Annotated in this window: 22 protein-coding genes; 17 read left to right on the plus strand and 5 right to left on the minus strand. The window is 72.8% G+C overall.

The window, feature by feature from the left end; translation table 11 throughout:
* Positions 1 to 4: 4 nt before the first annotated feature.
* Both KGQ19_RS09755 and KGQ19_RS09760 read right to left on the minus strand, forming a co-directional pair.
* Positions 5 to 1,159 carry a helix-turn-helix domain-containing protein gene (locus tag KGQ19_RS09755; protein WP_212008756.1) on the minus strand — a complete coding sequence of 385 codons (1,155 nt, stop codon included), beginning with the start codon at positions 1,157 to 1,159 and terminating at the stop codon, positions 5 to 7.
* Positions 1,156 to 2,745: an MBL fold metallo-hydrolase gene (locus tag KGQ19_RS09760; RefSeq protein WP_212008757.1), complete on the minus strand. Its 1,590-nt coding sequence runs from the start codon at positions 2,743 to 2,745 to the stop codon at positions 1,156 to 1,158. Before KGQ19_RS09760 ends, KGQ19_RS09755 begins: the two co-directional genes overlap by 4 nt.
* Positions 2,746 to 2,964: 219 nt before the next feature.
* Between KGQ19_RS09760 and KGQ19_RS09765 the strand changes: the two genes are divergently transcribed.
* The 12 genes from KGQ19_RS09765 to KGQ19_RS09820 all read left to right on the plus strand — a co-directional run bounded on the left by KGQ19_RS09765 (position 2,965) and on the right by KGQ19_RS09820 (position 13,197).
* A complete protein-coding gene (locus KGQ19_RS09765) occupies positions 2,965 to 3,183 on the plus strand; it encodes an MbtH family protein (protein WP_212008758.1) in 219 nt (72 codons plus the stop codon).
* Positions 3,184 to 3,277: 94 nt separating this feature from the next.
* The gene (locus KGQ19_RS09770) at positions 3,278 to 4,060 is read left to right on the plus strand and encodes a thioesterase II family protein (protein WP_212008759.1); all 783 of its coding nucleotides are present in this window, start codon (positions 3,278 to 3,280) and stop codon (positions 4,058 to 4,060) included.
* 79 nt (positions 4,061 to 4,139) lie between these two features.
* On the plus strand, positions 4,140 to 4,799 hold the full coding sequence (locus tag KGQ19_RS09775; protein ID WP_212008760.1) for an LOG family protein: 660 nt from the start codon (positions 4,140 to 4,142) through the stop codon (positions 4,797 to 4,799).
* A complete protein-coding gene (locus KGQ19_RS09780; RefSeq protein WP_212008761.1) occupies positions 4,796 to 6,112 on the plus strand; it encodes a Zn-dependent hydrolase in 1,317 nt (438 codons plus the stop codon). Before KGQ19_RS09775 ends, KGQ19_RS09780 begins: the two co-directional genes overlap by 4 nt.
* On the plus strand, positions 6,109 to 6,612 hold the full coding sequence (locus tag KGQ19_RS09785; protein WP_212008762.1) for a 2-oxo-4-hydroxy-4-carboxy-5-ureidoimidazoline decarboxylase: 504 nt from the start codon (positions 6,109 to 6,111) through the stop codon (positions 6,610 to 6,612). Before KGQ19_RS09780 ends, KGQ19_RS09785 begins: the two co-directional genes overlap by 4 nt.
* Positions 6,605 to 7,531, plus strand: a complete 927-nt coding sequence (pucL, locus tag KGQ19_RS09790; RefSeq protein ID WP_212008763.1) for a factor-independent urate hydroxylase — start codon at positions 6,605 to 6,607, stop codon at positions 7,529 to 7,531. Before KGQ19_RS09785 ends, pucL begins: the two co-directional genes overlap by 8 nt.
* Positions 7,528 to 8,061, plus strand: coding sequence for a nucleoside deaminase (locus KGQ19_RS09795; RefSeq protein ID WP_212008764.1), 534 nt, complete (start codon positions 7,528 to 7,530; stop codon positions 8,059 to 8,061). Before pucL ends, KGQ19_RS09795 begins: the two co-directional genes overlap by 4 nt.
* Before the next feature lie 27 nt (positions 8,062 to 8,088).
* Positions 8,089 to 9,108 carry a Rieske 2Fe-2S domain-containing protein gene (locus KGQ19_RS09800; RefSeq protein ID WP_212008765.1) on the plus strand — a complete coding sequence of 340 codons (1,020 nt, stop codon included), beginning with the start codon at positions 8,089 to 8,091 and terminating at the stop codon, positions 9,106 to 9,108.
* A 29-nt stretch (positions 9,109 to 9,137) separates the two neighbouring features.
* The gene (locus tag KGQ19_RS09805) at positions 9,138 to 9,980 is read left to right on the plus strand and encodes a thioesterase II family protein (protein ID WP_212008766.1); all 843 of its coding nucleotides are present in this window, start codon (positions 9,138 to 9,140) and stop codon (positions 9,978 to 9,980) included.
* Complete coding sequence (locus tag KGQ19_RS09810; protein WP_212008767.1) at positions 9,974 to 10,258, plus strand: hypothetical protein; 285 nt, start codon at positions 9,974 to 9,976, stop codon at positions 10,256 to 10,258. The genes KGQ19_RS09805 and KGQ19_RS09810 overlap by 7 nt, the downstream gene beginning before the upstream one ends.
* The gene (locus KGQ19_RS09815) at positions 10,242 to 11,522 is read left to right on the plus strand and encodes a DUF3326 domain-containing protein (protein WP_212008768.1); all 1,281 of its coding nucleotides are present in this window, start codon (positions 10,242 to 10,244) and stop codon (positions 11,520 to 11,522) included. Before KGQ19_RS09810 ends, KGQ19_RS09815 begins: the two co-directional genes overlap by 17 nt.
* Complete coding sequence (locus tag KGQ19_RS09820) at positions 11,503 to 13,197, plus strand: non-ribosomal peptide synthetase (protein ID WP_212008769.1); 1,695 nt, start codon at positions 11,503 to 11,505, stop codon at positions 13,195 to 13,197. Before KGQ19_RS09815 ends, KGQ19_RS09820 begins: the two co-directional genes overlap by 20 nt.
* Before the next feature lie 68 nt (positions 13,198 to 13,265).
* On the opposite strand, the gene KGQ19_RS09825 is transcribed toward KGQ19_RS09820, so the two are convergent.
* Positions 13,266 to 14,495: an MFS transporter gene (locus KGQ19_RS09825; RefSeq protein WP_212008770.1), complete on the minus strand. Its 1,230-nt coding sequence runs from the start codon at positions 14,493 to 14,495 to the stop codon at positions 13,266 to 13,268.
* Positions 14,496 to 14,514: 19 nt separating this feature from the next.
* Complete coding sequence (gene allB, locus KGQ19_RS09830) at positions 14,515 to 15,876, minus strand: allantoinase AllB (protein ID WP_368862077.1); 1,362 nt, start codon at positions 15,874 to 15,876, stop codon at positions 14,515 to 14,517.
* 332 nt (positions 15,877 to 16,208) lie between these two features.
* Between allB and KGQ19_RS09835 the strand changes: the two genes are divergently transcribed.
* The gene (locus tag KGQ19_RS09835; protein WP_212008772.1) at positions 16,209 to 16,388 is read left to right on the plus strand and encodes a hypothetical protein; all 180 of its coding nucleotides are present in this window, start codon (positions 16,209 to 16,211) and stop codon (positions 16,386 to 16,388) included.
* A 54-nt stretch (positions 16,389 to 16,442) separates the two neighbouring features.
* Here the strand turns inward: KGQ19_RS09835 and KGQ19_RS09840 are convergent, their stop codons facing one another.
* Positions 16,443 to 19,502: an AfsR/SARP family transcriptional regulator gene (locus KGQ19_RS09840; RefSeq protein WP_212008773.1), complete on the minus strand. Its 3,060-nt coding sequence runs from the start codon at positions 19,500 to 19,502 to the stop codon at positions 16,443 to 16,445.
* Between the two features lie 270 nt (positions 19,503 to 19,772).
* On the opposite strand from KGQ19_RS09840, the gene KGQ19_RS09845 reads away from it, so the two are divergent.
* From KGQ19_RS09845 to KGQ19_RS09860, 4 genes are all read left to right on the plus strand, one after another.
* On the plus strand, positions 19,773 to 20,171 hold the full coding sequence (locus tag KGQ19_RS09845) for a hydroxyisourate hydrolase (protein WP_212008774.1): 399 nt from the start codon (positions 19,773 to 19,775) through the stop codon (positions 20,169 to 20,171).
* Between the two features lie 30 nt (positions 20,172 to 20,201).
* A complete protein-coding gene (locus tag KGQ19_RS09850) occupies positions 20,202 to 22,094 on the plus strand; it encodes a non-ribosomal peptide synthetase (protein ID WP_212008775.1) in 1,893 nt (630 codons plus the stop codon).
* A 78-nt stretch (positions 22,095 to 22,172) separates the two neighbouring features.
* Positions 22,173 to 22,358: a hypothetical protein gene (locus KGQ19_RS09855; protein WP_212008776.1), complete on the plus strand. Its 186-nt coding sequence runs from the start codon at positions 22,173 to 22,175 to the stop codon at positions 22,356 to 22,358.
* Positions 22,355 to 23,692: condensation domain-containing protein (locus tag KGQ19_RS09860; protein ID WP_230418410.1), on the plus strand; the 1,338-nt coding region annotated here is incomplete at its 3' end. The genes KGQ19_RS09855 and KGQ19_RS09860, both read left to right, overlap by 4 nt.

Genomic DNA, 23,692 nt, shown 5'->3' on the forward strand with positions numbered 1-23,692 from the left:
CCCTTCAGTGAGGATGAGCACGCCGATGCGAAGGTGCTCTGCCTTGCTGTGTCGCTGCCATGGAACCCGTATTCGTGCGCGGGCGGGAGGTCGTGCTCTTCCGGGTAGTGGCAGTACCTCCCACCGAAGCACCCTCCCAAGTACCCTCTCGATCGAGCCCAGAGCCGATACCCGTGAGCTCTTCGAGCCAGCGCGCATCGACGTCCTCGACGATGCCCTGGCCGACGAGGACCTGCGCCAGGGACTCGGCGTCCCACTCGCTCCGATCCGTCAGCCCGAAGCAGTGCGGGCCTCGCCGAACCGCAGCCGCGGCATCGCGGTGCTCCGCCTCTGTCATCCGCAGCGGCGCGTCGCCGCCGGCATAGAGGGTCTCCAGCGCCGCGAAGCCATCGCGGTTGAAGTTCCGGATCACCGTACGCACCCGCTCCGGACTCAGCATCGTCCGCGCTGCGATCGAGGCCGTCGTCCAGCCCATCGAGCTGTACAGCACCACATACGCACGCTGCCACCGCACCGCCGAGTCACCGACGCCGACGCCGATGCCGTCACTGACGCCGACGCCGTCACCGACGCCGTGCACGACCCGCCACAACCCCGCGATCTCCGCGGTGCCCAGCCCGACGACCGAAGGCTCGGCCGAGCCGGCTCCGGACCCGGCGCGCGTCGGCAGCCGCCGGGCCACCGGCATCGGTGCCTCGGTCAGCGTCGCGGTCCAGCGCTCCAGCCGCGGATCCCAAGCCAGGTCGACCGGGCTGGAGCCACGGCCCACCGCCGACACGTCGACGGCCAGCAGTCCTTCGTACGCAGCCCGCGGCAGCTCCGCCGCCAGCGTCGCGGTGATCCCGTTCGCCGCGTCCTCGATCGTCACGGCGTGCGGCCGGCCCCAGCGTCGCGGGTCGGCGCGCAGCGAGCGCAGGAAGTCGACCAGCTCGCGCAGCCGGTCCGGGCCCTCGGCGATCTCCGCCGCGAAGTGGTCCAGCAGCCGGGCCACCGGCGCGTTCAGCACGATGAGGAACGCCGAGGTGGGCGGCGGCCCGCCGTAGGAGTGGCCTTCGGCGGTGACCGCCAGGTCCAGCGCCGCGAATCGCCGCTGGATCTCGCGCACCTCCTGCGCGGTCGGCCCGGTGTCCAGCAGCAGCCGCGTCTCCAGGAGGCTCACCAGCGTGTCTCCCCCCGCACCAGCAGGTGGGTGGCTTCCACTCCGCGCTCGGCGCACGCCGCCAGGAACTCGGCGACTTGCTGCAGCTGGTACGACTCGGGCGTGTAGCTGGTCGCCATGATGTGCTGCAGCCACTCCTCCTGCCCCATCGCGTAGATGAAGGCCTGCTGGATGCCGAGCTCGCGGACGATGTCCACGGCCTGCGCGGCGTTGGAGCCCGAGAGCTTGCGCGTGATGCTCATCTTGCGCGAGACCGGCTGCGTGAACAGCGCCTTGTAGAGCCAGGACAGCGGCGCGCCGTCGCACTCCATGCCGAGGAAGCCGATGTCCACCGGCCCCAGCGCGCGCCGGATCCGGGCGTAGAGCTGGGCGTCCAGGCCCGAGGAGTCGGCGCCGATGAACACGCTCTTGCCGGCGATGCGGACCACGTACGTGGACTTGGCCCGGATGTCCAGGTCGCAGTGCTCGCCCAGGAACGGTGTGGCGACGATACTGCCGCCGTCGAACGGCACCTCGTCGAAGCTGTCGGCCTCCCGCACGTCGAAGCCGAGGTGCTCCAGGAACAGCCGGATCGAGGGGTCCTCGCGGTTGCCGCCGCCGTTGCGCGGCACGATGACCGTGCCGACCCGCTCGCGGATGCGCAGCAGCGTCTCGGGCACGACGTGGTCCTGGTGCCCGTGGCTGATGACCACGTAGTCGATCCGGTCCGGCAGGTCGTCGTAGGTGAACCGGCCGTCGCCGGCGGCGGTGTGCGAGCTGATGAAGGGGTCTGTCAGGACCGAGACGGTCGGGCTCTGCAGCAGCACACAGGCGTGGCCGAAGTAGCGGATCCGGCCACCGCCGTCGATGGTGCGGTCCGGTCGTAGGGTCGGCTCCGTGCTCAGCAGGCCGCGAAGAGTCTGCAGGCCCGCGGCGTCCTCGACACCGAGCGCGTCCGCGATCTCGCTGAGCCGCTTGGGCCGGTTCCGGGCCGCGAACAGGGTGTCCACGCCGCGTTCCCGCAGGGGGGTCGGCACCTGGAGGTGCCCGGGCTCCGGCAGGCGCGGCGTGGCCAGCGCGAACGGCGGCTCGGTGCCGTCGTCCAGCGACAGGTCGAGCGCCTGAAGGTCGGGCCGGTACAGGTCCGACTTGTAGAGCAGCGCCTCCATGAACCGCAGCTGGGCGTGGTTGTCGGTGTCGTAGACGAGCTCGACGGTGCCGCGCAGTTCATCGGGCAGCTGCGCGTACAGCGGGCTCAGGTCGTAACCGGTGGCCTGGGCCCGCAGCATGTCCTCCGCGTCGGCGACGGCCTTGGCGAACCGCTCGGCGAGCTCGTTCTCCTTGCGGATCCGGTCGCGCAGCTCGCGGATCTCCCCGTGCCGCGCGACGTCGACGTTGATGAAGAACCCGCCCTTCATCTGCGGGTTGGCGACCGCGTCGGCGTGCACCTGTGGCTGCTCGACGAACGAGTCGAGCATCGGCAGGTGCAGGTTCGCCAGGTTCATGGCCGCCGGCACCGGCGCGAACACGTGCAGCCAGGCGCAGAATCTGTTGATCAGGCCCTCGACCCGGATGTCGGGCCGGGCGTAGAGCGGTTCGTCATGCATCTGAATACCTCGTGGAGTCTCGGGGACCGCGCCTGGCCTGATCCGCGCCTCGGCACGTCGGGCGTCACAGGCCACGCCGGAACCGTCGCGCCGCGGCGTATCGGTCCGGCATCGGCGGGCCATCGGCCGGCCAACGATGGCGTGCTGAAGGCGCTCCGATAGCTCGCGCTCCGACGGTGTTGCCCGGCGCTATCCGTGACCACGGAAGGGACATCCCAGATGGAGCACGACGAGCAGAACGAGCTCGAGTACCAGGTGGTCGTGAACCACGAGGAGCAGTACTCGATCTGGCCCGCGGGCCGTGAGCTGCCGGCCGGCTGGACCGCCGAGGGCACCGCCGGTCCCAAGGACGTGTGCCTGGACCGGATCGAGCAGGTCTGGGTCGACATGCGGCCACTGAGCCTGCGCCGCCGGATGGCGGCGGTGCACGGGGCCTGATCCGCCTGGCCTGATCCGCCCGGCCGATCCGCCCGGCCCGCCCGATCCGCCTGATCCGCTCGGCCCGATCAGCCCCGACCCGAAAAGGAGAACCGTGAACGTCCCAAGCTCCGTCGAGGTCCGGCCGCCGCTGACCCGCTGGCTGACCGAGCAGGCCGGCCCCGGGCAGACCGCGCTGTTCTGCCTGCCGCCGTCCGGCGGCGGAGCCAGCGGCTTCCGGCCCTGGAGCACCCTGGCGCCGGACTGGCTGGCGGTGGTGCCGGTGCGGCTGCCGGCCCGCGAGGCGCGGCTGGACGAGCCCGCGCTGGAGTCCGTGCCCGCGGTCGTCGAGGCCGTGCTGCCGCACCTCGAGCAGCACGCGCCGGACCGCTTCGCGCTGTTCGGGCACAGCATGGGCGCGATCATCGCCTTCGAACTCGCCCGGGAGCTGTCCGCCCGCGGCCGGCCACCGGTCCGGCTCTACGTCTCCGGCGCGGTCGCCCCGCGGTTCTGGTCGCAGCTGGAGCCGGGCCTGAGCGACCGGCCCATCGAGGAGATCCTCGACGTGCTGATCTCCCGCTGCGGCGTCCCGGCCGAGACCCGGGAGCACGCCCAGCTGATCGCTCTGATGGAACCGGCGGTTCGCGGCGACCTGAAGATCGTCGAGAGCTACGACCACCGCCCGGGCCCCGCGCTCGGCTGCCCGATCACGGCGCTGCAGGCGGACCGGGACGAGCTCACCACCCCGGAGGGGACCGGCGCCTGGGCCGCGCACACGCGCGCCGGATTCACCCTCCGCACCTACCCCGGCGGCCATTCCTTCCCGCAGGAGGAACGCGTCGCGGTGGTCGGCGACATCGTCCGGGACCTGGTGCCGGACGCCGAGTCCCTTTGCTAATCCCGCTCAAGCGAGCACGGGGCCGCTCCTGCCGACAACGTACCGGCGGGCCCCGGAGCCGGAAAGGAAGTCCTCAGCTGTGGAAACCATCAAAACCCTCCACCTGGACGCGAATGCCGGGTCCGCACCCGGAGCCGCGCGGCCCCTGAACGTGTGCGTGTTCTGCGGGGCCCGCTCCGGCAGCCGCGAGGCGCTGGATCTGGCCCGTGAGACCGGGCGCCTGCTCGGCGCGCGCGGGCACCGGCTGGTCTACGGGGCCGGCGGCTCCGGCCTGATGGGGGAGCTGGCCTGGGCGGCCTTCGACGCCGGGGCCGAGATCACCGGCGTGGTGCCCAGGTTCCTCTACGAGCGCGAGCGCGGGCTGTCCGCGCCGCCCTACGAGGCGGTCGTGACCGAGACCATGTTCGAGCGCAAGCAGATCATGGTCGACCGCTCCGACGCCTTCCTCGCCCTGCCCGGCGGTTACGGGACCCTGGACGAGGTCATGGAGATCGTCTCCCTGAAGTACCTCGACGCCTGCCCCAAGCCGTTGGTACTGCTGGACGCCGACGACTTCTGGGAGTCGTTCACGGCCACCGACCGCACGCTGCGCCGGCGCGGTTTCGTCGACGCCGCCGCGGACCGCGGATTCGAGGTGTCGCGCGACCCGGCCGAGGCGCTGGACCTGATCGGCGCGCGCAGCCTGATCCGGGCGGGGACACGGTCCCCCGTCCCCGCGGTCCCGGGTGCGCGGCCATGACCGTCCCACCGGTGACCGCCCCGGTCCCCATCGCGGCGCCTCCAGGCGGACTGGACCAGGAGCCGCACGTCGACGGAGCCCGGCTGCTGCTCGGCATCGCCGAACTCGCCGAGATCGGCGCGCTGCCGACCGGAGGCATCACCCGGCTCGCGTTCACGCCCGAGGAAGACCGGGCGCGCGCCTACCTCATGGAGCGCGCGCGGCGGGCCGACCTGCGGGCGCGCGTCGACGAGGCCGGCAACGTGGTGATCCGCCGCCGGGACGCCGAGCCCGGCATGCCCGCGCTGCTGATGGGCTCGCACATGGACACCGTCGTCAAGGGCGGCCGGCTGGACGGCGCCTACGGCGTCCTGGCCGCGCTGGAGGTGCTGACGGTCCTGGCCGAACGGGACGAACCGCTGGGCCTGGAGCCGGTCGCGATCGCCTTCACGAACGAGGAGGCCGGGCTGTTCCCGTATCCGTTCTTCGGATCGCGGGGCGTGGCCGGCACCTTGGATCCGAGCCTGCGCTACAGCAGCCGCGACGGCACGAACCTGCGGCCGGTCCTGGCCCGGGCCGGTGGCGACCTGTCCCGGATCCGGGACGCGGCCTGGGCGCGCGGGTCTATCGGCGCCTACCTCGAAGCACACATAGAGCAGGGCCCTTATCTGGAACGCGCTGGGATCCCGGTCGGCGTGGTCACCACGATCACCGGCCGGGTCACCTTCGACCTGCGGATCCAGGGCCGGTCCAGCCACGCCGGCACCACGCCGATGGACGACCGGGCCGACGCGCTCGTCGCGGCCTCGCACGCGGTGCTGGCCGTCGAGGATCTGGCCCGCAGCGGCGAGTGCGCCGTGGCCACCGTCGGCCAGGTGGAGTCGCACCCGGACCAGATCAACGTCATCCCCGGCAACGTCCGGCTGGCCGGGGAGATCCGGGACCTGTCCGGGGACCGGCTGACCGCGGCCCAGGCCGCGCTGGCGCGGGTCGCCGACGAGATCGGCGGCCGGTACCGGGTGCGGGTGCGGGTGCGGACCACCGGGCGCGTCGAGCCGGTGCCCACCACCGACGTGCTGCGCCAGGTCGTCCGGGACGCCGCGCGGGAGCTGGGGCTGGCGACCATGGACCTGCCCAGCGGGGCCGGGCACGACGCCCAGGTGGTGGCCGAGATCGCGCCGATCGGCATGGTCTTCGTGCCCAGCCGTGCCGGCATCAGCCACGCCCCTGAGGAGGACACGGATCCCGAGCAGCTGGTCACCGGCGCCGACGTGCTGCTGCGCGCCGCGCTGGAGCTGTGCCGGCGGGCCCGCGAACCGGGGTGGTCCAGGTGAGGGCGTTGGCCTGGTTCAACACCCTGACCGATCCGCTGGCGCGCGCCGAGCTCGAGCACTGCTGTGCCAGTCCGGAGTGGTCGGCGGCGGTCTCGGCCGGGCGTCCCTATCAGGACACTGCCGGGCTCCTGCGCACGGCCGGGGCCGCGCTGGCGAGGCTGGACTGGTCCGAGGTCCGGCGGGCCGCCGACGCCCACCCGCGCATCGGCGAGCCGCCGGCCGGCCGGGATCGCTCGGCCCGGTGGTCGCGCGCCGAGCAGTCGCGCGCGGCCGCCGGCTCCGAGGCCGAGCTGGCTGTTCTGCGTGGCCGGGTCTCGGCCTACGAAGACCGGTTCGGCCACCGCTTCCTCATCAGGGCCAGTGGTCTGTCGCCCGCGCAGATCTGCGCCGAGGTGGAACGCCGCTGCGCCGGCCTGCCCGCCGACGAGCGCGCCTCGACGCGCGCCCACCTCACCGAGATCGCCGTGAACCGTCTGAAGGAGCTGGTCGCCGATGGCTGAGCCCGTCATCGCGGTGTTGGCCGCCAACAGCTATGGCAAGGCCGACGTCCACCTGCTCAAGGTCGAGCGCGAAGGCGACCGGCACCGGGTCCGGGACCTGACGGTCACCACCGTCCTGTCCGGGGACTTCGAGGCGAGCTATCTGGACGGCGACAACTCGGCCGTGCTGCCGACCGACAGCCAGAAGAACACCGTGCACGCCTTCGCCGCCGACCCGATCGGCTCCGTCGAGGAGTTCGGCGCCCGGCTGGCCCGGCACTTCGCCGCCGCGCATCCGGCGGTCCGCAGCGCCCGGGTCCGCGTTGAGGAACGAAGCTGGCAGCGGCTGCCCGTCGAGGGCCTGCCGGCCGCGACCGCCTTCGCCGACGGCGGCGAGGCGGTCCAGCTGGCCTGGGCGACCGTCGCCGACGGCCGGCTGACCGTGGCCTGCGGCCTGCGCGGGATCAAGGTTCTGAAGACGTCCGGATCGGAGTTCCACAGCTTCCTGACCGACCGCTACACCACCCTGGCCCCCACCCGGGACCGGCTCCTGGCCACCGAGGTCGGCGCGCGCTGGCACTGCGCCGACGGCACGTCGGCGTGGTCGAAGGTCCGGGACGCCGTCCTGGCCCACCTGCTGGAGGCCTTCGCGCAGACCCACAGCCTGGCCGTGCAGCAGACGCTGTTCGCGATGGGCCGCCGGGTGCTCGCCGGGGTGCCCGAGGTCGAGTCGATCGATCTGCGGCTGCCCAACATCCACCACGTTCCCGTCGACCTGACGCCGTTCGGGCTGGAGCCCGGGAACGAGGTCTTCACCGTGTTCGACCGGCCGTACGGCGTCATCGAGGGCAGCGTCCGCCGCGGCGCCCCCGGCGCCGGCGCCGCTGGCGACGCCGACTTCCCGAGTGACGCCGACTCCCCGAATGAGGAATCCCGATGACCATCCAGACCGCGGCCGCCCCCGTCCCGGACGCCCGACTGCTCGCCCCCGGCGCCGTCAGCCCGGCCGAGCACGACTGGCTCGGCGACGCCATCGAGCTGGCCGAGAACAACGTCGCCGCGGGCGGCGGCCCGTTCGGCGCGCTGATCGTCCGCGACGGCGAGGTGCTGGCCCGCAGCGGCAATCGGGTCACCGAGTCCTTCGACCCGACCGCGCACGCCGAGGTGATGGCGATCCGGGCCGCGTGCTCGCGGATCCGCGACTTCCGGCTGACCGGGACCACGCTGATCTCCTCCTGCGAGCCGTGCCCGATGTGCATCACGGCCGCGCTGTGGGCCCGGGTGTCGCGGATCGTGTACGCCGCCGACCGGCAGGCCGCCGAGGGCGCCGGTTTCGACGACCGGGAGTTCTACGACCTGCTGGCCACCCCGGTCCAGGACTGGCCGGTGCCGGTGGTGCGCATCGCGCACGCCGACTCCGACGTGCCTTTCCGGTCCTGGTCGACCGCGCACTACAAGATCGAGTACTGAGGCGTCGGCCGCACCGAGGAGGACACGATGGCGAATCAGACATATATCAGAGGGCTGATCGAGCAGGAGTCCCGGAGCACCGATCCCCTCCTGGACTGGTGGCATCCGGTCGGCTGGTCGGCCGACTTCGGGGAGCAGCCCACGCAGGTGGTGCTGCTCGGCCGGGCGCTCGCGGTCTGGCGGGACGCCGACGGCGCCGCCCGCTGCTTTCGCGACCTGTGCGTTCACCGGGGCACGGCGCTCTCGCTCGGGAAGGTCTCCGACGGCAAGCTCGCCTGCGCCTACCACGGCTGGACCTACGACGGCCGCGGGAAGTGCCTGGCCATCCCGCAGCTGGCCGCGGACGCGCCGGTCCCGGCCTCGGCGCGGGCGCTCGTCTTCGCCTGCGAGGAGCGTTACGGACTGGTCTGGGTGTGTCTGGGAACGCCCCGCGCGCCGATCCCGGACTTCCCCGAGTGGGACGCTCCCGGGTTCCGGCACGCCGCCTGCCCGCCCTATGCCTGGCAGTGCGCCGCACCGCGGATGGTGGAGAACTTCACCGACTTCGGGCACCTCGGCTGGCTGCACGACGGACTGCTCGGCAGCCGCGACGACCTGGAGGTCCCCGACCACGCGGTCCAGACCGAGGACGGCACGCTGCGGTACTCGCTCACCATGCGGGTCCCGGCCGCCGAGGGGATCAACGACTTGTCGGGCCCGAACGGGCTGATGACCAACGACTACGTGCTGTCCCTGCCGCACGCCATCCACCTGCGCAGCCGCTACCACGACACCGGCCGCAGCCGGGTGCTCTTCTTCGCGGTGCGCCCCGACAGCGCGACCGTCTCGACCGGATTCTGCTACCAGTCCCGGGACTTCGATCTCGACGGCGACGACCGTCGCTACGTGGAGTTCCAGGAGACGCTCGCCGAGCAGGACCGAGTCGTGGTCGAGAGCCAGCGGCCCGAGGAGCTGCCGCTGGACCTGGCCGACGAGCTGCACCTGAAGTTCGACCGGGTGGCCGTCGCCTATCGCAAAGCCCTGTCCGCGTACGGCCTGCTCACCTGAGCCGGGCTCAGCCAACCGGAGGGAGAACGATGTCTGGGAATCCGATACCGCAGGCCGCGCCGGCGGCCCCGGCCGTGTCCCGAGCACTGTACGTGCCGCAAGCCTGCACGGAGGCCTCGGCGGTCGTCTACGGCGTGGGACACGCCGGAGCCGGCGCGGCCTCGTGGAAGCCCGTCGCCGCCGGGCTCGGGCCGGCCGCCGAGATCCGGGCCTACCGGCTGCCCGGCCGCGACAACCGGCTGCGCGAACCGCCGCACGCCTCGGTCCAGGCGGCGGCGGCCGAGCTGGCCGCGGCGGTCGTGGAGCGCTGGCGGGAGGACGGCCGGCCGTACCTGATCGCCGGGATCTGCTCCGGCGCGCTCATCGGGCGCGTGGCCCTGAGCGTGATCGCCTCGGCCGCACCGGACGCCGCGGCCGGCGCGCTCGGCCTGCTGGCGGTGGACCAACCGGCGCCGGGCGCGCCCGAGCCGCCGCTGTCCGGGCTGCCGACCGCCGAGCTGCGGCGCTGGCTGGACGAGCACGGGGACACCCCGTCCCGCGTGCTCGGCGACGACCGGCTGTTCGCGTTCTTCGAACCCGCCCTGCGCGGTGATCTGCGGATGGCCGAGGACTACACGCACCGCCTGGAACCGCTGGACGTGCCGCTGCTGCTGGTGCGGGCCGCCGGGCAGAGCGAGGCCGACATCGACCTGGCCGGCTGGCGGCAGGACGCGGCCGGTCCGGTGCACGTCCTGGGCGCCGTCGCGCCGGGCGGGCTGCTGGCCACCCGGCCGGACGACCTGGCCGACGTTCTGGGCGCGGCGCTGGCGGCGGTCGGGCAGGTGGCGGTGGGTTCGCCTCCGCCATCCTCGCCGGGGAGGCCGGCGTGGTGACCCCGATTCCGCACGATCCCTCGATTCCCGCAACCCCGTCCATCCTTTCCAGCTCTTCCAGCCCTTACATCCCTTCCAGCCCTTCGATTCCCGATGCCGCCGACTCCGCCTCGGTGGCAACCGTCTACGGGCTCTTCGCCCAGGCGGCCGAGCGGACCCCCGACGCACCGGCCCATGTGGACCCCTCAGGGGCCGTCGTCAGTTACCGCGAGTTGTTCCGCATCACGACCCAGCTGGCCGAACTCATCAAGGAGCCGCATCATGATCGTCAACCGTAGGCACGTCCTGGACCGGTCCGAGGCGGGCGACGTCGACCGGCTGCTGGCCGCGGTCGCCGAGCGGGTCGGGGGCGAGCCGCTGCGCTGGTACGTCAGCGCCGCCGACGCCCGGGAGATAGTGATCGACAGCACCGAGTACGCCGGAGAGCTGCCCGTCGTCCCGGCGCGCCGGCCGCTGCCGCCGACCGGCGCCGACGTCGTGGTGAGCCTGATCCCCACCGGCATCGGCTGCGAGATCGGCGGCTACGCCGGCGACGCCGGGCCGGCCACCGCGCTGCTGGCGGCCGCCGCCGACGTGCTGGTCACCAACCCCAACGCGGTCAACGCCTCCAACTTCATCGCCACCGACGAGCGGGTGCTCTACACCGAGGGCTCGTGCATCGACGCCTTCGTGCGCGGCGAGGTCAACCTCTACCGGCCGCGCGCCAACCGGGTCGGGCTGATCGTGGAGAAGGCCTCGCCGGAGGCCGTGGAGCACGTCATCAACGTGGTCAACACCGTGCGCGCGGTGCACGGCGTGGACATCGTCGACGTGCTGGTCACCGAGGAGCCGATCGGCTCCTACTGCGAGCGCACCGAGGCCGGCGCCTACGTCGGCGCCGTCGAGCGGCCGGACGTGCTGCTGGCGTCGGCGCGGAAGCTGCTGGACCGTGGAGCCACCGCGATCGCGGTCACCACCAACGTCCAGGACCTGCCCTCGGAGGACTACGCGAGCCACTTCGCGGGCAAGCACCCGAACCCGGTCGGCGGGGCGGAGGCGGTGATCTCGCACCTGATCGTCAAGGCGCTCGGGGTGCCGGCGGCGCACGCGCCGATGATGAACGTCAAGGGCCTGCCGCTGGATCTCGGGGTCGTGGACGCGCGCGGTGCCGGTGAGTTCGTCTCCATCAGCGGCCTGGCCTGCGTGCTGATCGGGCTGCGCAACGCGCCGCAGATCCTGCCCGAGCGCACCGCCTCCCGGTTGGCCGCCGGCTTCGGTGTCGAGGACGTCGTCGCGGTGGTGGCCCCGGCCGGCGCGCTGGGCGGGGTGCCGGTCCTGGAGGCGGCGCGGCGCGGCATCCCGGTCATCGCGGTGCGCGACAACGCCACCATCCTCGACGTCGGGGTCCAGGCGCTGGGCCTGGCCGACGTCATCGAGGTGGGCGGCTATCCGGAGGCCGCGGGCGTGATCCTGGCGCTGCGCAAGGGGATCGCGCTGGACACGGTGGTCCGGCCGATGACGAGCTTCGGGCGCGAGGCGCGCTATGACCACGCCGCCGGCTGACCAGGCCGTCGTCGGGGTGCTGGCGGTGCCCGGCCGCGGCGCGCTGAGCGGGATGCTCGGCGCGCTGGCGGCCGGCGCCGCCTTCCTGCCGCTGGACCCGAAGCTGCCGGACTCGCGCCTGGACTTCATGGTCGCGGACGCGGGGGTGCGGACGGTGCTCGCGGACCGGGCCGGTCTGGCGCGGGCCCGGGGGATCGCGCAGCGGGCCGCTGACGGGGTCCGGGTGATCGCCATTCCGGACGGGGCCGGCGACGACAGCCGCGGTGCCGACGATCCGATCGCAGACTTCGACGGTCCCCGCCTCGCCGACGCCGACGACTTGGCTTACGTCATCTACACCTCGGGATCCACCGGAGCGCCCAAGGGCGTGGCCGTCACCCACGGGAATCTGGTCCCGCTGATGGCGTGGAGCACGGCCCACTTCGGGCTGGGCCCGGGCACCAGTGTCGTCCAGAACCTCAACCCGGCCTTCGACTTCGGCGTCTGGGAGATGCTCACCACGGTCTGCACCGGCGGGACGCTGTACTTCCCGGGGCCGCTCGGCGAGGTCACGCCCGGCGCGTTCGCCCGCGCGCTGGCCGAGTGGGGCATCGACACCCTGCACACCACCCCGGGCTTCTTCGCCGAACTCGTCGCCGCCGGCCACCGGCTGGACACCTTGCGCCAGGTGCACCTCGGCGGCGAGAAGGTGACCGGCGCGCTGGTGACTCAGGCCGCTGCGGTACTCACCCCCGACTGCCTGATCCACAACGGCTACGGACCGACCGAGACCGCGGTCAACTGCGCGATCCACGTCGTGGACCGCGCCCGGATCGCCGAGGGCGATCCGGTGCCGATCGGCGTCGCGTCGGCCGAGAACGTCCTCTACGTCCTGTCACAGGAGTACGAACCCGTACCCGACGGCGAGACCGGCGAGCTGTACGTCGGCGGCCCGGCTGTCGCCCGCGGCTACGGAGGGCTTCGAGGGCTGACGGCGGAGCGGTTCCTGCCGGACCCGTACTCCGGACGGCCCGGCGCGCGCATGTACCGCACGGGGGACCTGGTCCGCAGGCTGCCGGACGGCGCGATCGACTACCTCGGCCGCGTCGACCACCAGGTGAAGGTGCGTGGGCACCGGCTCGAGCTCGGGGAGATCGAGGCTGTGCTCACCGCCTGCCCGGGCATCTCGGCGGCGACCGTGGTCGCGGTGCCGGTTGCCGGTCGGTCTGGGGCGACGCGGCTGGTCGGCCACGTGGTGCCCGCGGTGGCGACCGCCGGCCAATCGATGCCGTCGGCACTGGATGAGGAACTCCTCGCGCGAGTGCGTGCCTTCGCCACCGAGCGGCTGCCGAGCTATATGGTCCCGGCTGCCTTCGTCGGACACGAGCGGCTCCCGCTGACGCCGAATGGCAAGGTGGACCGAGCCGCGCTGACAGCGGTGCCCGCGCCGGCGCCCGCCCCCGCGCCCGTCGTCGACATCGCGGGCGCGGACCCCGGGTCCGTCCTGGCCGCCATCTGGGCCGAGATCCTGGCGGTTCCAGTCGTCCGCCCGGACGACAACTTCTTCGACCTGGGCGGCGACTCCCTCAGCGCGCTGCGCGTCGTCGAAGCCGCCCAAGCCGCGGGCCTGAACGTCGATCCCGTCGACATCCTGGCCGGCCAGAGCATCGAGGCGGTGCTGGAGATGATCGCCTGACCGATACGCCCGAGCGCGGCACAGCTCCGAAGCTGTGCCGCGCTTGTCTGTGCTCAAACGGTCTGAGCTCAAACGGTCTGAGTGCTCGGTGCCTCTGCCTCGTCCAGCTCCGCGGGCTTGCCGCGCTGCTCGGCGCGCGTGGCCAAATAGGCGGTCGCGCCGATGATGATCGCCGCGGCCAGGAAGCACAGCGCGCGATAGGGCACGTCGCCGATCAGCGCGGCGGCCACCGCGATGCCGATCGACTGCGGGGCGGCCAGCGCGAGTTCGGCCGCGCCCATGACGCGGCCCATGTTCTCGTTCGGGGTCTGCTTCTGCAAGATGGTCGTGACGCCGACGACCAGCCAGGGCAGCGACACGCCGCACAGTGCGGCGCCGGCCAGGACCGGGGCGTCGGCGGGGATCGTGAACAGCAGGGCCATGCCGGCCATCAGGGCCATGCCGGCGACCACCAGCAGGCCGTCGCCGACCCGGCGGGCCACGGCGTGCGCCGTCGCGCCGCCGACGAGGCTGCCCACGCCCTGCACGGTCAGCAGGACACTGATCCAGGTCGCGGCGTGGTGCAGGCCCGCGGTGACGATCTGGAGGTCCACGGTCTCGAAGAAGCCGACGGCCAGGATCAGGACCGCGGAGGACACCACCACCTGCCGCAGGACCGGCGTCCGGGCCAGGAACCTGAACCCGGCCGAAGCCGAGGCGGCCCAGCTCTCCCCGGCATCGCGCGCCGGCTTCTCCTCCTCGACGTCGATCAGCAGCAGGCAGACGACGGCGACCAGGAACGTCGCGGCGTCCACCGCGGCCACGGCCTGCCCGCCGAGCCACGCCAGCAGCCCGGCGCCGGCCGCCGGCGTGATCAGCCTCGTGCCCTGGCTCAGCGTCTGTTGCAGGCCGTTCGCCGCCGAGAGCAGGTCTTCGGGCACGATCCGCTGCACCAGCGCCTGCTGCGCGCTGGCGGTGACCGTGCCGGAGACCCCGTACAGGAAGGTCACGGCGATGATCAGCCACACCTGCCCGCGATCGTGCACGGCCAGCAGACTGGCCAGCAGCGCCGCGGTCGCCAGGTAGGTCCAGATCATCAGGGGCTTGCGACGGAACCGGTCCACCGCCAGCCCGCTGACCGGCGAGAGCATCGTGCCCACGACCATCGCCAGGAAGCACGTCCCGGCCAGCGCCGTGGATCCGGTCAGCAGCCGGACCCAGATGCCCAGGGCGAGGGACAGCGCCGAATCGCCGAAGACGGACACCGTGTTGCCGAGGAACAGCAGCCTGATCTGCCTGCTTGCCAACAGTGCTCGCACGGTCGGTATCTCCTTGATCTCATTGCCGGACAGGGCCACGGCGGTGGCCCAGCAGCAAGCCGCTGGCCGGATTCACCGCGAGGCCGTCGAGGTCCATCTCCTGTCCGCGCAGCCACACGCGCCGAACCGTGCCGGTCAAGGCCCGGTCCGTGTAAGGAGACAGGCTATTGCGATGGTGGAGCCGTGTCGTGTCCACCGTGAGTCCCGCCCCCGGCGCGAAGGCCACCAGGTCGGCGTCCAGGCCCTCGGCGATCCCGCCCTTGCGGTCGGCGATCCCGGCCAGCCGGGCCGGTGCCTGACAGGCCCAGCGCACGAGGTCGGACAGCGTGAAGCCGCGCTCGGCCGCGGCCGTCCACAGCACCGGCAGCCGCAGCTGGAGCCCCGAGATGCCGCCCCACGCGGCGCCGAAGTCGCCGGCGTCGGCGAGCTTGAGGTCGTCGGTGCACGGCGAGTGGTCGCTGGTCACACAGTCCAGCGCCCCGTCGGCGAGTCCCCGCCACAGCGCCTCCCGGTCCTCGCGGCTCCGGATCGGCGGACAGCACTTGAACTCGGTGCCGCCGTCGGGGACCTCCTCGGCGCTGAAGTAGAGGTAGTGCGGGCAGGTCTCGGCCGTCGCGAGCACGCCGCGAGCCTTGGCGGCGCGCAGCACTTCGACCGCGGGCGCGCTGGAGACGTGCACGATGTGCGCCCACCCGCCGGTCGCAGCCGCCGCTTCGGCGACCTGCGCCACCGCCGCCGCCTCCGCCTCGGGCGGACGCGAGGCCACGAACGCGCGATAGTCGCGCCCCCTCGGCGCGGGCGCCGCGGCCAAGCCGGCCGGATCCTCGGCGTGCACCAGCAGCGGAACGCCGAGCGCCCGCGTCTGTGTCAGGGCCCTGGTAAGTCCGGCCAGGTCCAGGTGGCCGAACTCCTCGACCCCGGAATCGGCCAGGAAGCACTTGAAACCGAGCACTCCGGCCGCCGTCAGCTCGTGCAGCCGGTCCAGGTTCTCCGGCACGGCGCCGCCCCAGAACCCGGTGTCCACGGCCACGACCCCCTCGGCCCGCGCGCGCTTGAGCGCCAGCGCCTCCGGGGTGGTGGTCGGCGGAATGCTGTTCAGCGGCATGTCGACGATGGTCGTGACCCCGCCGGCGGCGGCAGCCCGGCCGGCGTGCGCGAAGCCCTCCCACGCGGTCCGGCCGGGTTCGTTCACGTGCACATGACTGTCGACGAGCCCTGGTATCAGCACCTCGTCATCGGCCAGCCGGACGACGTCGCGGCTCGCGGGAACCGGCTGCGTCCAGGGGCCGACGGCGGCGAGGCGGCCTTCGGCCACGCCGACCCAGCCCGGGCTCGCTCCGGCGGCGCTCACCACTCGACGGGCAACGATCACCAGGTCCAGGGGGCCGGTCCGGTCCGCGCTCCACGCCCCCGCACGACGGGCAGAGTTCACCTGGCCGGGCGGGTTCTGGTCGGGAGGCATGAGTCTCCTTGCGCGAGAGTCCGGGGCTGGTCGGCGTGACGTCGTCATCATCGGGACCGCCGCTATCGGTGCGCCATCGAGCCGCTCTCCGCGCGGGCCGTTGCCGGCCCGCGCCGCAGAACCCGCATGTCAGGTGACCGATAGCGAGACGAGAGCGGCTATTAGGCCGGTGAATAAGACCCCGATTTACGTTTGCTCCATCGGATGCGGAAGGCACCGAAAACCACCGAGATAAGAGGATCTACAAACTCATGTCTGTTTCCGCCCGCTCCAGCCTGATCGCCGCCATGCTCGTCGCGTTCCTGCTCTGCGCCCTCGCCTTCGTGCTGGCGCCGGCCGCCACGCACCACAGCGCCGGCATCACCCGGGTGGCGGACACGACGCCGGCCCCGACCGCGTCCCCGAGCCCGGGCAACACCGTCTGGGAGTGAGACGGGAACGGCGATCAGCCGGACCGACCGAACAGGATCCTTGCTACGGCCGCCTCAGGCGGCCGTAAGTGTTTTCAGAAGCTCGTTGAGTTCCTCGGCCATCGCCACGCCGCGGCGCAGTCCCAGCGCGGACAGCGTTTGGACGGCCTCCTGCCACGCCTGCCGCGCGGCCTGCGTTCGCCCGGCCTCCCGGTGCACGCGCCCCCGGACCGTCAGAGCCTGGACGGTGAGCAGCCGGGCGCTGGTGCCGCCGGTTCGCAGCAGCACCCGGTCGGCGTGCTCCTCGGCCGCCGCCAGATCGCCGGCCAGCAGCTCGGCCTCGGCCAGTGCCAGCTCGATCCGGTTCTCCAGCAACGGATTGCCGACGGCGCCGGTGGTCAGCGCCGCCTCCCGCAGGACCTTGATCGCGGCCTCCGGACGTTCCCGGCGCAGGTCCACGTATGCCAGCCCGATCAGTGCGTAGCCCTCGCCGACCTTGTCGTCCGCGTCCTGGACGATCTCCAGCACCACGCTGAACGACTCCGCGGCCTCCTCGACGCGTCCCACGCGCAGCCGCAGGTCCCCGAGCTGGCGCTGCACCTGCGCGTAGACGCGCCGGTTGCCCACCTCCTCGCAGATCTGCGCGGCCCGGTCCAGCAGGTCGCCGGCGGTGTCGTCGCGTCCGTAGTCGAGCCAGACCTGGGCCAGGTTGTGCAGGGTGTGCGCCTCGGCCACCCGGTCGCCGACCTCGCGCAGCATCTCCAGCGCGCTCTGGCCGCGCTCGATCGCCTCGTCCAGGCGGCCCGCGCGGCGGTCGATCACGGCGATGTTGCGCAGCGCGAGCCCGGCCCCGTGCCGGTCGCCGAGCTCGGTGAAGATCCGGGCCGCGGCCTCCAGCTGCGCCTGCGCGGTGTCGTTGCGGAGCTCGAACATGTCCAGCGAGCCCAGCGAGTAGCGCATCGCCGCCTCGCCGCGCCGGTCGGCGGCCTTCACCGCGGCCTGGAGCGCGATGTCATGGGTCTGGTACCACTCGGAGAAGTAGGAGCGCGACTCGAACAGTGTCACCGCGCACAGCGCCATGTTCCAGGTGTGCTCGCTCATCCCGGACGCCGCGGCCTGCGCGATGTTCGCCACGATCGCCAGCCGTTCGCGCTCGAACCAGGCCAGCGGATCGCCCAGGAGCCGGTCGGTGTAGTCCTCGGGCAGCGGCCAGACCTCGACCTCGCTGCTGGGCAGCAGGTACTCCCCGGAGTACTCGCGCCGGTGGGCCTGGATGGCCAGGAACAGGAACGCCTTCACCAGCCGTTCCAGGACCTCGCGGCGCTCCGCGGCCGGCTCCTCGCCGAGCAGCTCCTCCCGGGCGAACGGCCGCATCATGTCGTGGAACCGGTAGCGGACCGGCTCGCCGGGCGGCCCTTCCTCGATGTCGATCAGGTAGGCCTCGGCCAGCTCCTCCATGATGTCCTCGGCCCGCCGGACGCTGGTGTCCAGCAGCGGGGCGCCGATCCACGGGGCGTAGTTCGGCGCGTCCGAGATCGCCAGTCGGCGCAACAGCCGCCGGGCCTGCTCGGACAGGTCGTCGTAACTCACCCGCAGGCTCGCGCGCAGCCCCAGCTCGCCGCGGCTGAGCTCGTTCAGCCGCTCGGTCTCGTCGCGCAGCCGGTCCACCATGTCGGCCACCGTCCAGTGCGGCCGGCTGGCCAGTCGCGCGGCGACGATCCGCAGCGTCAGCGGCAGGTGCCCGCATAACCGGCACAGCGCGTCCACGGCGTCGTGCTCGGCCCGGACGCGGTCCGCGCCGAGGATCTTCGCCAGCAGGTCCACGGAGCTGGCGTGGCTCATGACCTTGAGCTCGGAGCGGTTGGCGACCGGCAGCGCGGCCAGCCGGCGCCGGCTGGTGATCAGCACCGAACAGCTCGGGCTGCCCGGCACCAGCAGCGAGACCTGGGACTCGGACATGGCGTCGTCCAGGACGATCAGCACTTTGCGACCGCCGGTCAGGTCCCGGTACATCTCGGCGCGCTCCTCGACGCTGTCGGGCAGCGCCGAGCCCTGGGCGCCGAGCGCGCGCAGGAACCGGCCGAGGATGTCGGCCGGGCTGACGGCCTGGTCGCCGGCCCGGAGCCGGGCGTAGAGCTGGCCGTCGGGGAAGCGCTCGGCCAGCTGGTGCGCGATGTGGATCGCCAGCGTGGTCTTGCCGGTGCCGCCCGGGCCGAACAGGACGTTGACCGGCACCGAGTACCCGGTCTCGTCCTCGTTCACGCTGGCCAGCACCGAGCCGATGATCGCCGAGCGGCCGGTGAAGTCGGCGATGGTGGAGGGCAGCGTGCGCGGCCGGGCCGGGCCGGCCGCCGCCGCGGCGGCGGCGACCACCACCGGCGGCGGTCCCGCCGGCTCCGGATCGCCGTTGAGAATGGCCTGCTGGAGCTTGCGCAGCTCCTCGCCGGGCTCGATGCCGAGCTGGTCGATCAGCTCGGCCCGGGCGATCCGGTACACCTCCAGCGCCTCGGCCTGGCGGCCGGACCGGTACAGCGCCGTCATCAGCAGGACCTTGGCGCGCTCGCGCAGCGGATTCTCGTGCGAGAGCTTGACCAGCTCGCCGATCACGTCCTGGGTCCGGCCGGCGGCCAGCTCGGCGGCCAGGCACTCCTCCAGCACCGCCAGCCGGCGCTCGTCGAACTGCGTGACCGCGCGCCGGATCAGGGTGCTGTCGACGCTGCTGAGCATCGGGCCGCGCCACAGCGCGAGCGCCGTGCGGAAGGTCTGGGCCGCCTGGAGGACGTCGCCGGCGCCGGCCTCGCGCCGGGCCTGCAGCACCGACTCCTCGAACGCCCGCACGTCGATCGACGATTCGCCGAGCCGGAGCAGGTAGCCGGGATTGAGGGTCTCGATGACCGGATCGGCCGGACCGGTGCCCAGGGCGCGGCGCAGGCTCGAGATGCAGATCTGGATCTGGGCGCGCGCGGTGGCCGGGGGCTCCTCATCCCAGACGGCTTCGATGAGCCGGTCGGAGGGGACCATCCGGTCCGGCTCCAGCAACAGCATCGCCAGGGTCACCTGCTGGCGGGGGCCGCCGATCGCGACGCGCGCACCGTCCCGCCAGGCTTCCAACGGGCCCAGCAGCTTGAATTCCAAGCACATCACCCCGCGATGGTCACCTGTGGGCAGCACGTCCCGAGCCCGACGCGGGTCCGGGACCAGATCGGCGCGAAGCCCGGCGGTGACGTCGGCGCGATCACTTGAACGGTTTAAATACGAACACAGATTTGCCCTGTTGTCCAGGGCTTTTCGGGCGTTTTCGCCCCGTGGGCAGGCGGCGTGGATACCGCGGCGATACGCATCCGATAGCGGCCGGCGCGAGCTTCTTACCGAACACCGTAGGAATACATGAGGTGAGGAGCCGCCGTGAAGCTGTCCGTCCATGTCATCGACAGCGCCTTCGGACTGCCGGCCGCCGAGGTCCGGGTGGTGTTGCGCCGGGTGCGCGACACCGAACGGGTGGACCTGGCCACCGGCCTGACCGGATCAGATGGTCGCCTCCTGATCTGGGAGGGCGATCCGCGGGGCACCGGTACCTACGAGCTCGATTTCGATCTCGACGGCTACTACGCGACCACCGGCAACGTCTCGCTGTTCCCGCGCGCGCTGCTGCAGGTGCGGATCACCGAGGCCACCGAGAGCCTGCACATCCCGCTGCTGATCGCGCCGTATCTGATGCTCAGCTACCGCGGCAGCGCCCAGCACGACGTCCTGCCCGCGCTCGGTGCCGCCATCAGCGGCGCCCAGGCAGACCGGCTCTGGTGAGCGACCCCCGAGAAGACGAGAGAGGTCGGTATGAGCGAGATCAGCGGCGACGGCGACCCGCGCTGCGTCCACGAGCTCTTCGAGGACACCGCCGCGCGGTTCCCGGACCTGGTCGCCCTGCGGGACGGCGCCACCACCCACACCTACGCCGCGCTCAACGAGCAGGCCAACCGGCTGGCCCGGCTGCTCGCCGCGCGCGGCGTGGGGATCGGCGACCGGGTGGGCCTGCGCCTCCCGCGCTCGACGGGGTTCGTGGCCGCCGCGCTCGCCGTGCTCAAGACCGGCGCCGCGTATGTGCCGTTCGAGGCCGGGCTCGGCGCGGACCGGGTGCGGACCATGGCTGCCGAGAACCGCTTGGCGCTGCTGGTGGCGGCCGACGCGGCCGATCCCGGCGTGCCGGGCTGTTCCACCCTGGCCCTGGCCGGCCTGGACGACGAACTCGCGCGTGAGAGCCCTGAGAACCTCGGCCTGCCGGTCGAGCCCGACGACGTCATGTACGTGCCCTACACCTCCGGCTCGACCGGCCGGCCCAAGGGCACCGAGGTGCCGCACCGGGCGGTCGCCGGGTTCTTCGCCGGTGAGGACTACGCGTTCTGGGGCCCGGGTGCGGTGACGGTGCACCACTCCGCGCTGTCCTGGGACGGCCACGTGCTCGACCTCTACCCGGCTCTGCTCAGCGGCGGCGAAGTGGTCGTGCACACCGGCGACTCCGGCGATCCGCTCGCGGTGGCCCGGCTGGCGGCGGACTGCGGCGCGACCGTGATCTGGCTGACCGCCGCCGCGTTCAACACCGTGGTGGACGTCGACGTGACGTTGCTCAGTGGCCTGCGATACCTGATGACCGGCGGCGAGACGCTGTCGCGCCGGCACGTGGCCGAGGCCCTGAACGCGCTGCCGGGCACCCGGATCGTCAACGGCTACGGGCCCTCGGAGTGCACGGTCTTCTCCTCGGTCCACGAGATCGAGCCGGAGGACTGTGCGAACCAGGCGGGCATCCCGATCGGCCGTGCCGTGGGCGACCGCGTCCTGTGCATCGTCGACCCCGAGTCGCGGGCCGTACCGGACGGCGCGCTCGGCGAACTGTGCGTCGGCGGGCCCGCCGTGGCCCGTGGCTACCTGTCCCGGCCGGCGCTCACCGCGGAACGCTTCGTCCCGGACCCCTTCGGCGGCCCCGGGGCGCGGATGTACCGCACCGGCGACCGGGTCCGGCGCGGGCCGGGCGGCCGCCTGGAGTTCGGCGGCCGCGGCGACGACCAGGTCAAGATCCGCGGCTTCCGGGTCGAGCCCGGCGAGGTCGCCGAGCGGCTGCGCCGGCTGCCGGAGGTGCGGGACGCGGTGGTGACGCCGCGCCGCGACGAGGACGGCGCGTGCGCCGAGCTGATCGCGCACGTGGTCCTCGCCGACCCGGCCCCCGCCGATGCCGCTGACGCCGAGCCCGCCGACCCGGACGCGATCCGCACGCGGCTGCGCGCCGAACTGGCCGCCGAGCTCGCGCCGGCCCTGGTGCCGGGCGCGTTCGTGCTGCTGGACCGGATGCCGCTGACCGCCAACGGCAAGGTCGACAAGCGCGCGCTGCCGGCCGCCGGCCCCGGCGACCGCGGCGAGGCCGGCTACGCGGTCCCGCGCGGCGCCACCGAGGAGTTCCTGGCCGGGATCTGGTCCGAACTGCTCGACTGCCCGGAAGTGGGCCGCGAGCACGACTTCTTCCTGCTCGGCGGCCAGTCGCTGCTCGCCGTCCGGATGGCCGGCCGCATCAAGCAGAAGTACGGGATCGACGTCGCCCTGCGCGCGGTCTACGGCGCGCCGCGACTGTGGCAGCTGGCCGCCGAGATCGACCGGCACCGCGACGCCGCGGCCCCCCGGTACTACGAGGCGATCGCCATCGCACCCCGCCGGGTGCGCAGGCAGAGCACGCCGCGCTGACCGCCGCCGACAAGGGGCGGGTTCCGATTCCAGCACACCATTCCAGCACACCATTCGAGCACACCAGGGGTGAGACAGATGGAGTACGCACAGCACGACTCGCCCGCCGCAGGCCCCGGTGCGGTCCTCGTCGCCGAGCCGGGGGACGACCGCGAGGCGAGGGCCCGGGTGGGGCGGTACTACGAGCTTGACGACATCCAGCACGGCCGGAGCCCCGCCCCCGCGGCCCGGCGCTCCACGAACGGCGAGGAGGGTGTGGCATGACGACCGAACTGCGCACGGACGAGGAGTTCCTCGCCGATCCCTCGCGGGCCCAGCGCCGGCTGTGGGTGATGGAGCAGATCGAGGACGGCGCGGCGACCTACAACATCCAGGTCGGCCTCCGGCTGCGCGGAACCGTGGACCTCGCGGTCCTGCAAGCCGTGATCGACGAGGTGGTGCGCCGGCACGAGACGCTGCGCACCCGGCTGACCGTCGAGGACGGCGAGCTGGTCCAGCTGATCCGCGCGGAAGCGGACGTGCCCGTGGTCCTCAGCGACCTGTCGGGTCGCCCGGATCCGGCCGCGGCGTGGCAGCACACCGCGGAAGCGGAACTGCGGCGGTCCTTCGACCTGGAGACGGATCTGCCGATCCGGGTCGGCCTGCTGCGGCTGGCAGCCGAGGACCACGTCCTGCTCATCACCCTCGACCACGTGGTCTGCGACGCCTGGTCGTTGCGGCTGTTGCACGACGAGCTGGTCGGTCTGTACCCGGCGTTCGCGGCGGGACGTCCGTCGCCGCTGCCCGAGCCGAAGCTCCAGTACGCCGACTACGCGGCGTGGGAAGCCTCCCGCGAGGACAGCCCGGAACTGCTGGCCCAGCTCGACTACTGGCGAGCCCGGCTCGGGGACGGCCCGCCGCGGCTGGAGCTCTACCCGGCCGGTGCCCCCACCGGGACCGGCGCGCAGAGCCAGAGCTGCTCGCACCGGCTGCCCGAGGACCTGGTGCGGCAGCTCGAAGAGCTGGCCCGCGGCGAAGGCGCGTCGTTGTTCTCCGTGCTGTTGTCCGCCTATGGCGTCCTGCTGAGCCGCTACGGCCGCGCCGAGGACTTCGTGGTCGGCAGCCTGCTGGCCAACCGGGCCCGGCCGGAGCTGGAGGACCTGATCGGCTTCTTCGTCAACACCGTCGGGCTGCGCATGGACCTGACCGGCGAGCCGACGTTCCGCGAGCTGCTGGCCCGGGTGCACGGCACCGCTCTGGACGCCTACGCCCACCAGGAGATCTCCTTCGACCGCGTGGTGGCCGAGCTGGAACCGGACTCCGAGCCGGGGCGCCGGCAGCCGTTCTTCGACGTCATGTTCCAGCTCGCGGACCTGACGCGGCGAAGCGTGCGCACCGAGACGCTGGTGCTGGAGCCGACGCCGATGGCCAGTCTCCCGGCCCCGGTCGACCTGGTCGTGGCGGTCCTGAAGGACGCCGACGGTTACGAGGTCGTCTGGGACCACCGCACCGACCGCCTCGGCCCGGCCGAGGTGGAGCGGATGCAGCGGCACTATGTGAGTGTCCTGCGATCGGCCCTGGCCGATCCCGGCCTGCCGGTGGCCGAGCTGGCCTTCGAG

The organism is Catenulispora pinistramenti (assembly GCF_018274385.1).
GTDB lineage: Bacteria > Actinomycetota > Actinomycetes > Streptomycetales > Catenulisporaceae > Catenulispora > Catenulispora pinistramenti.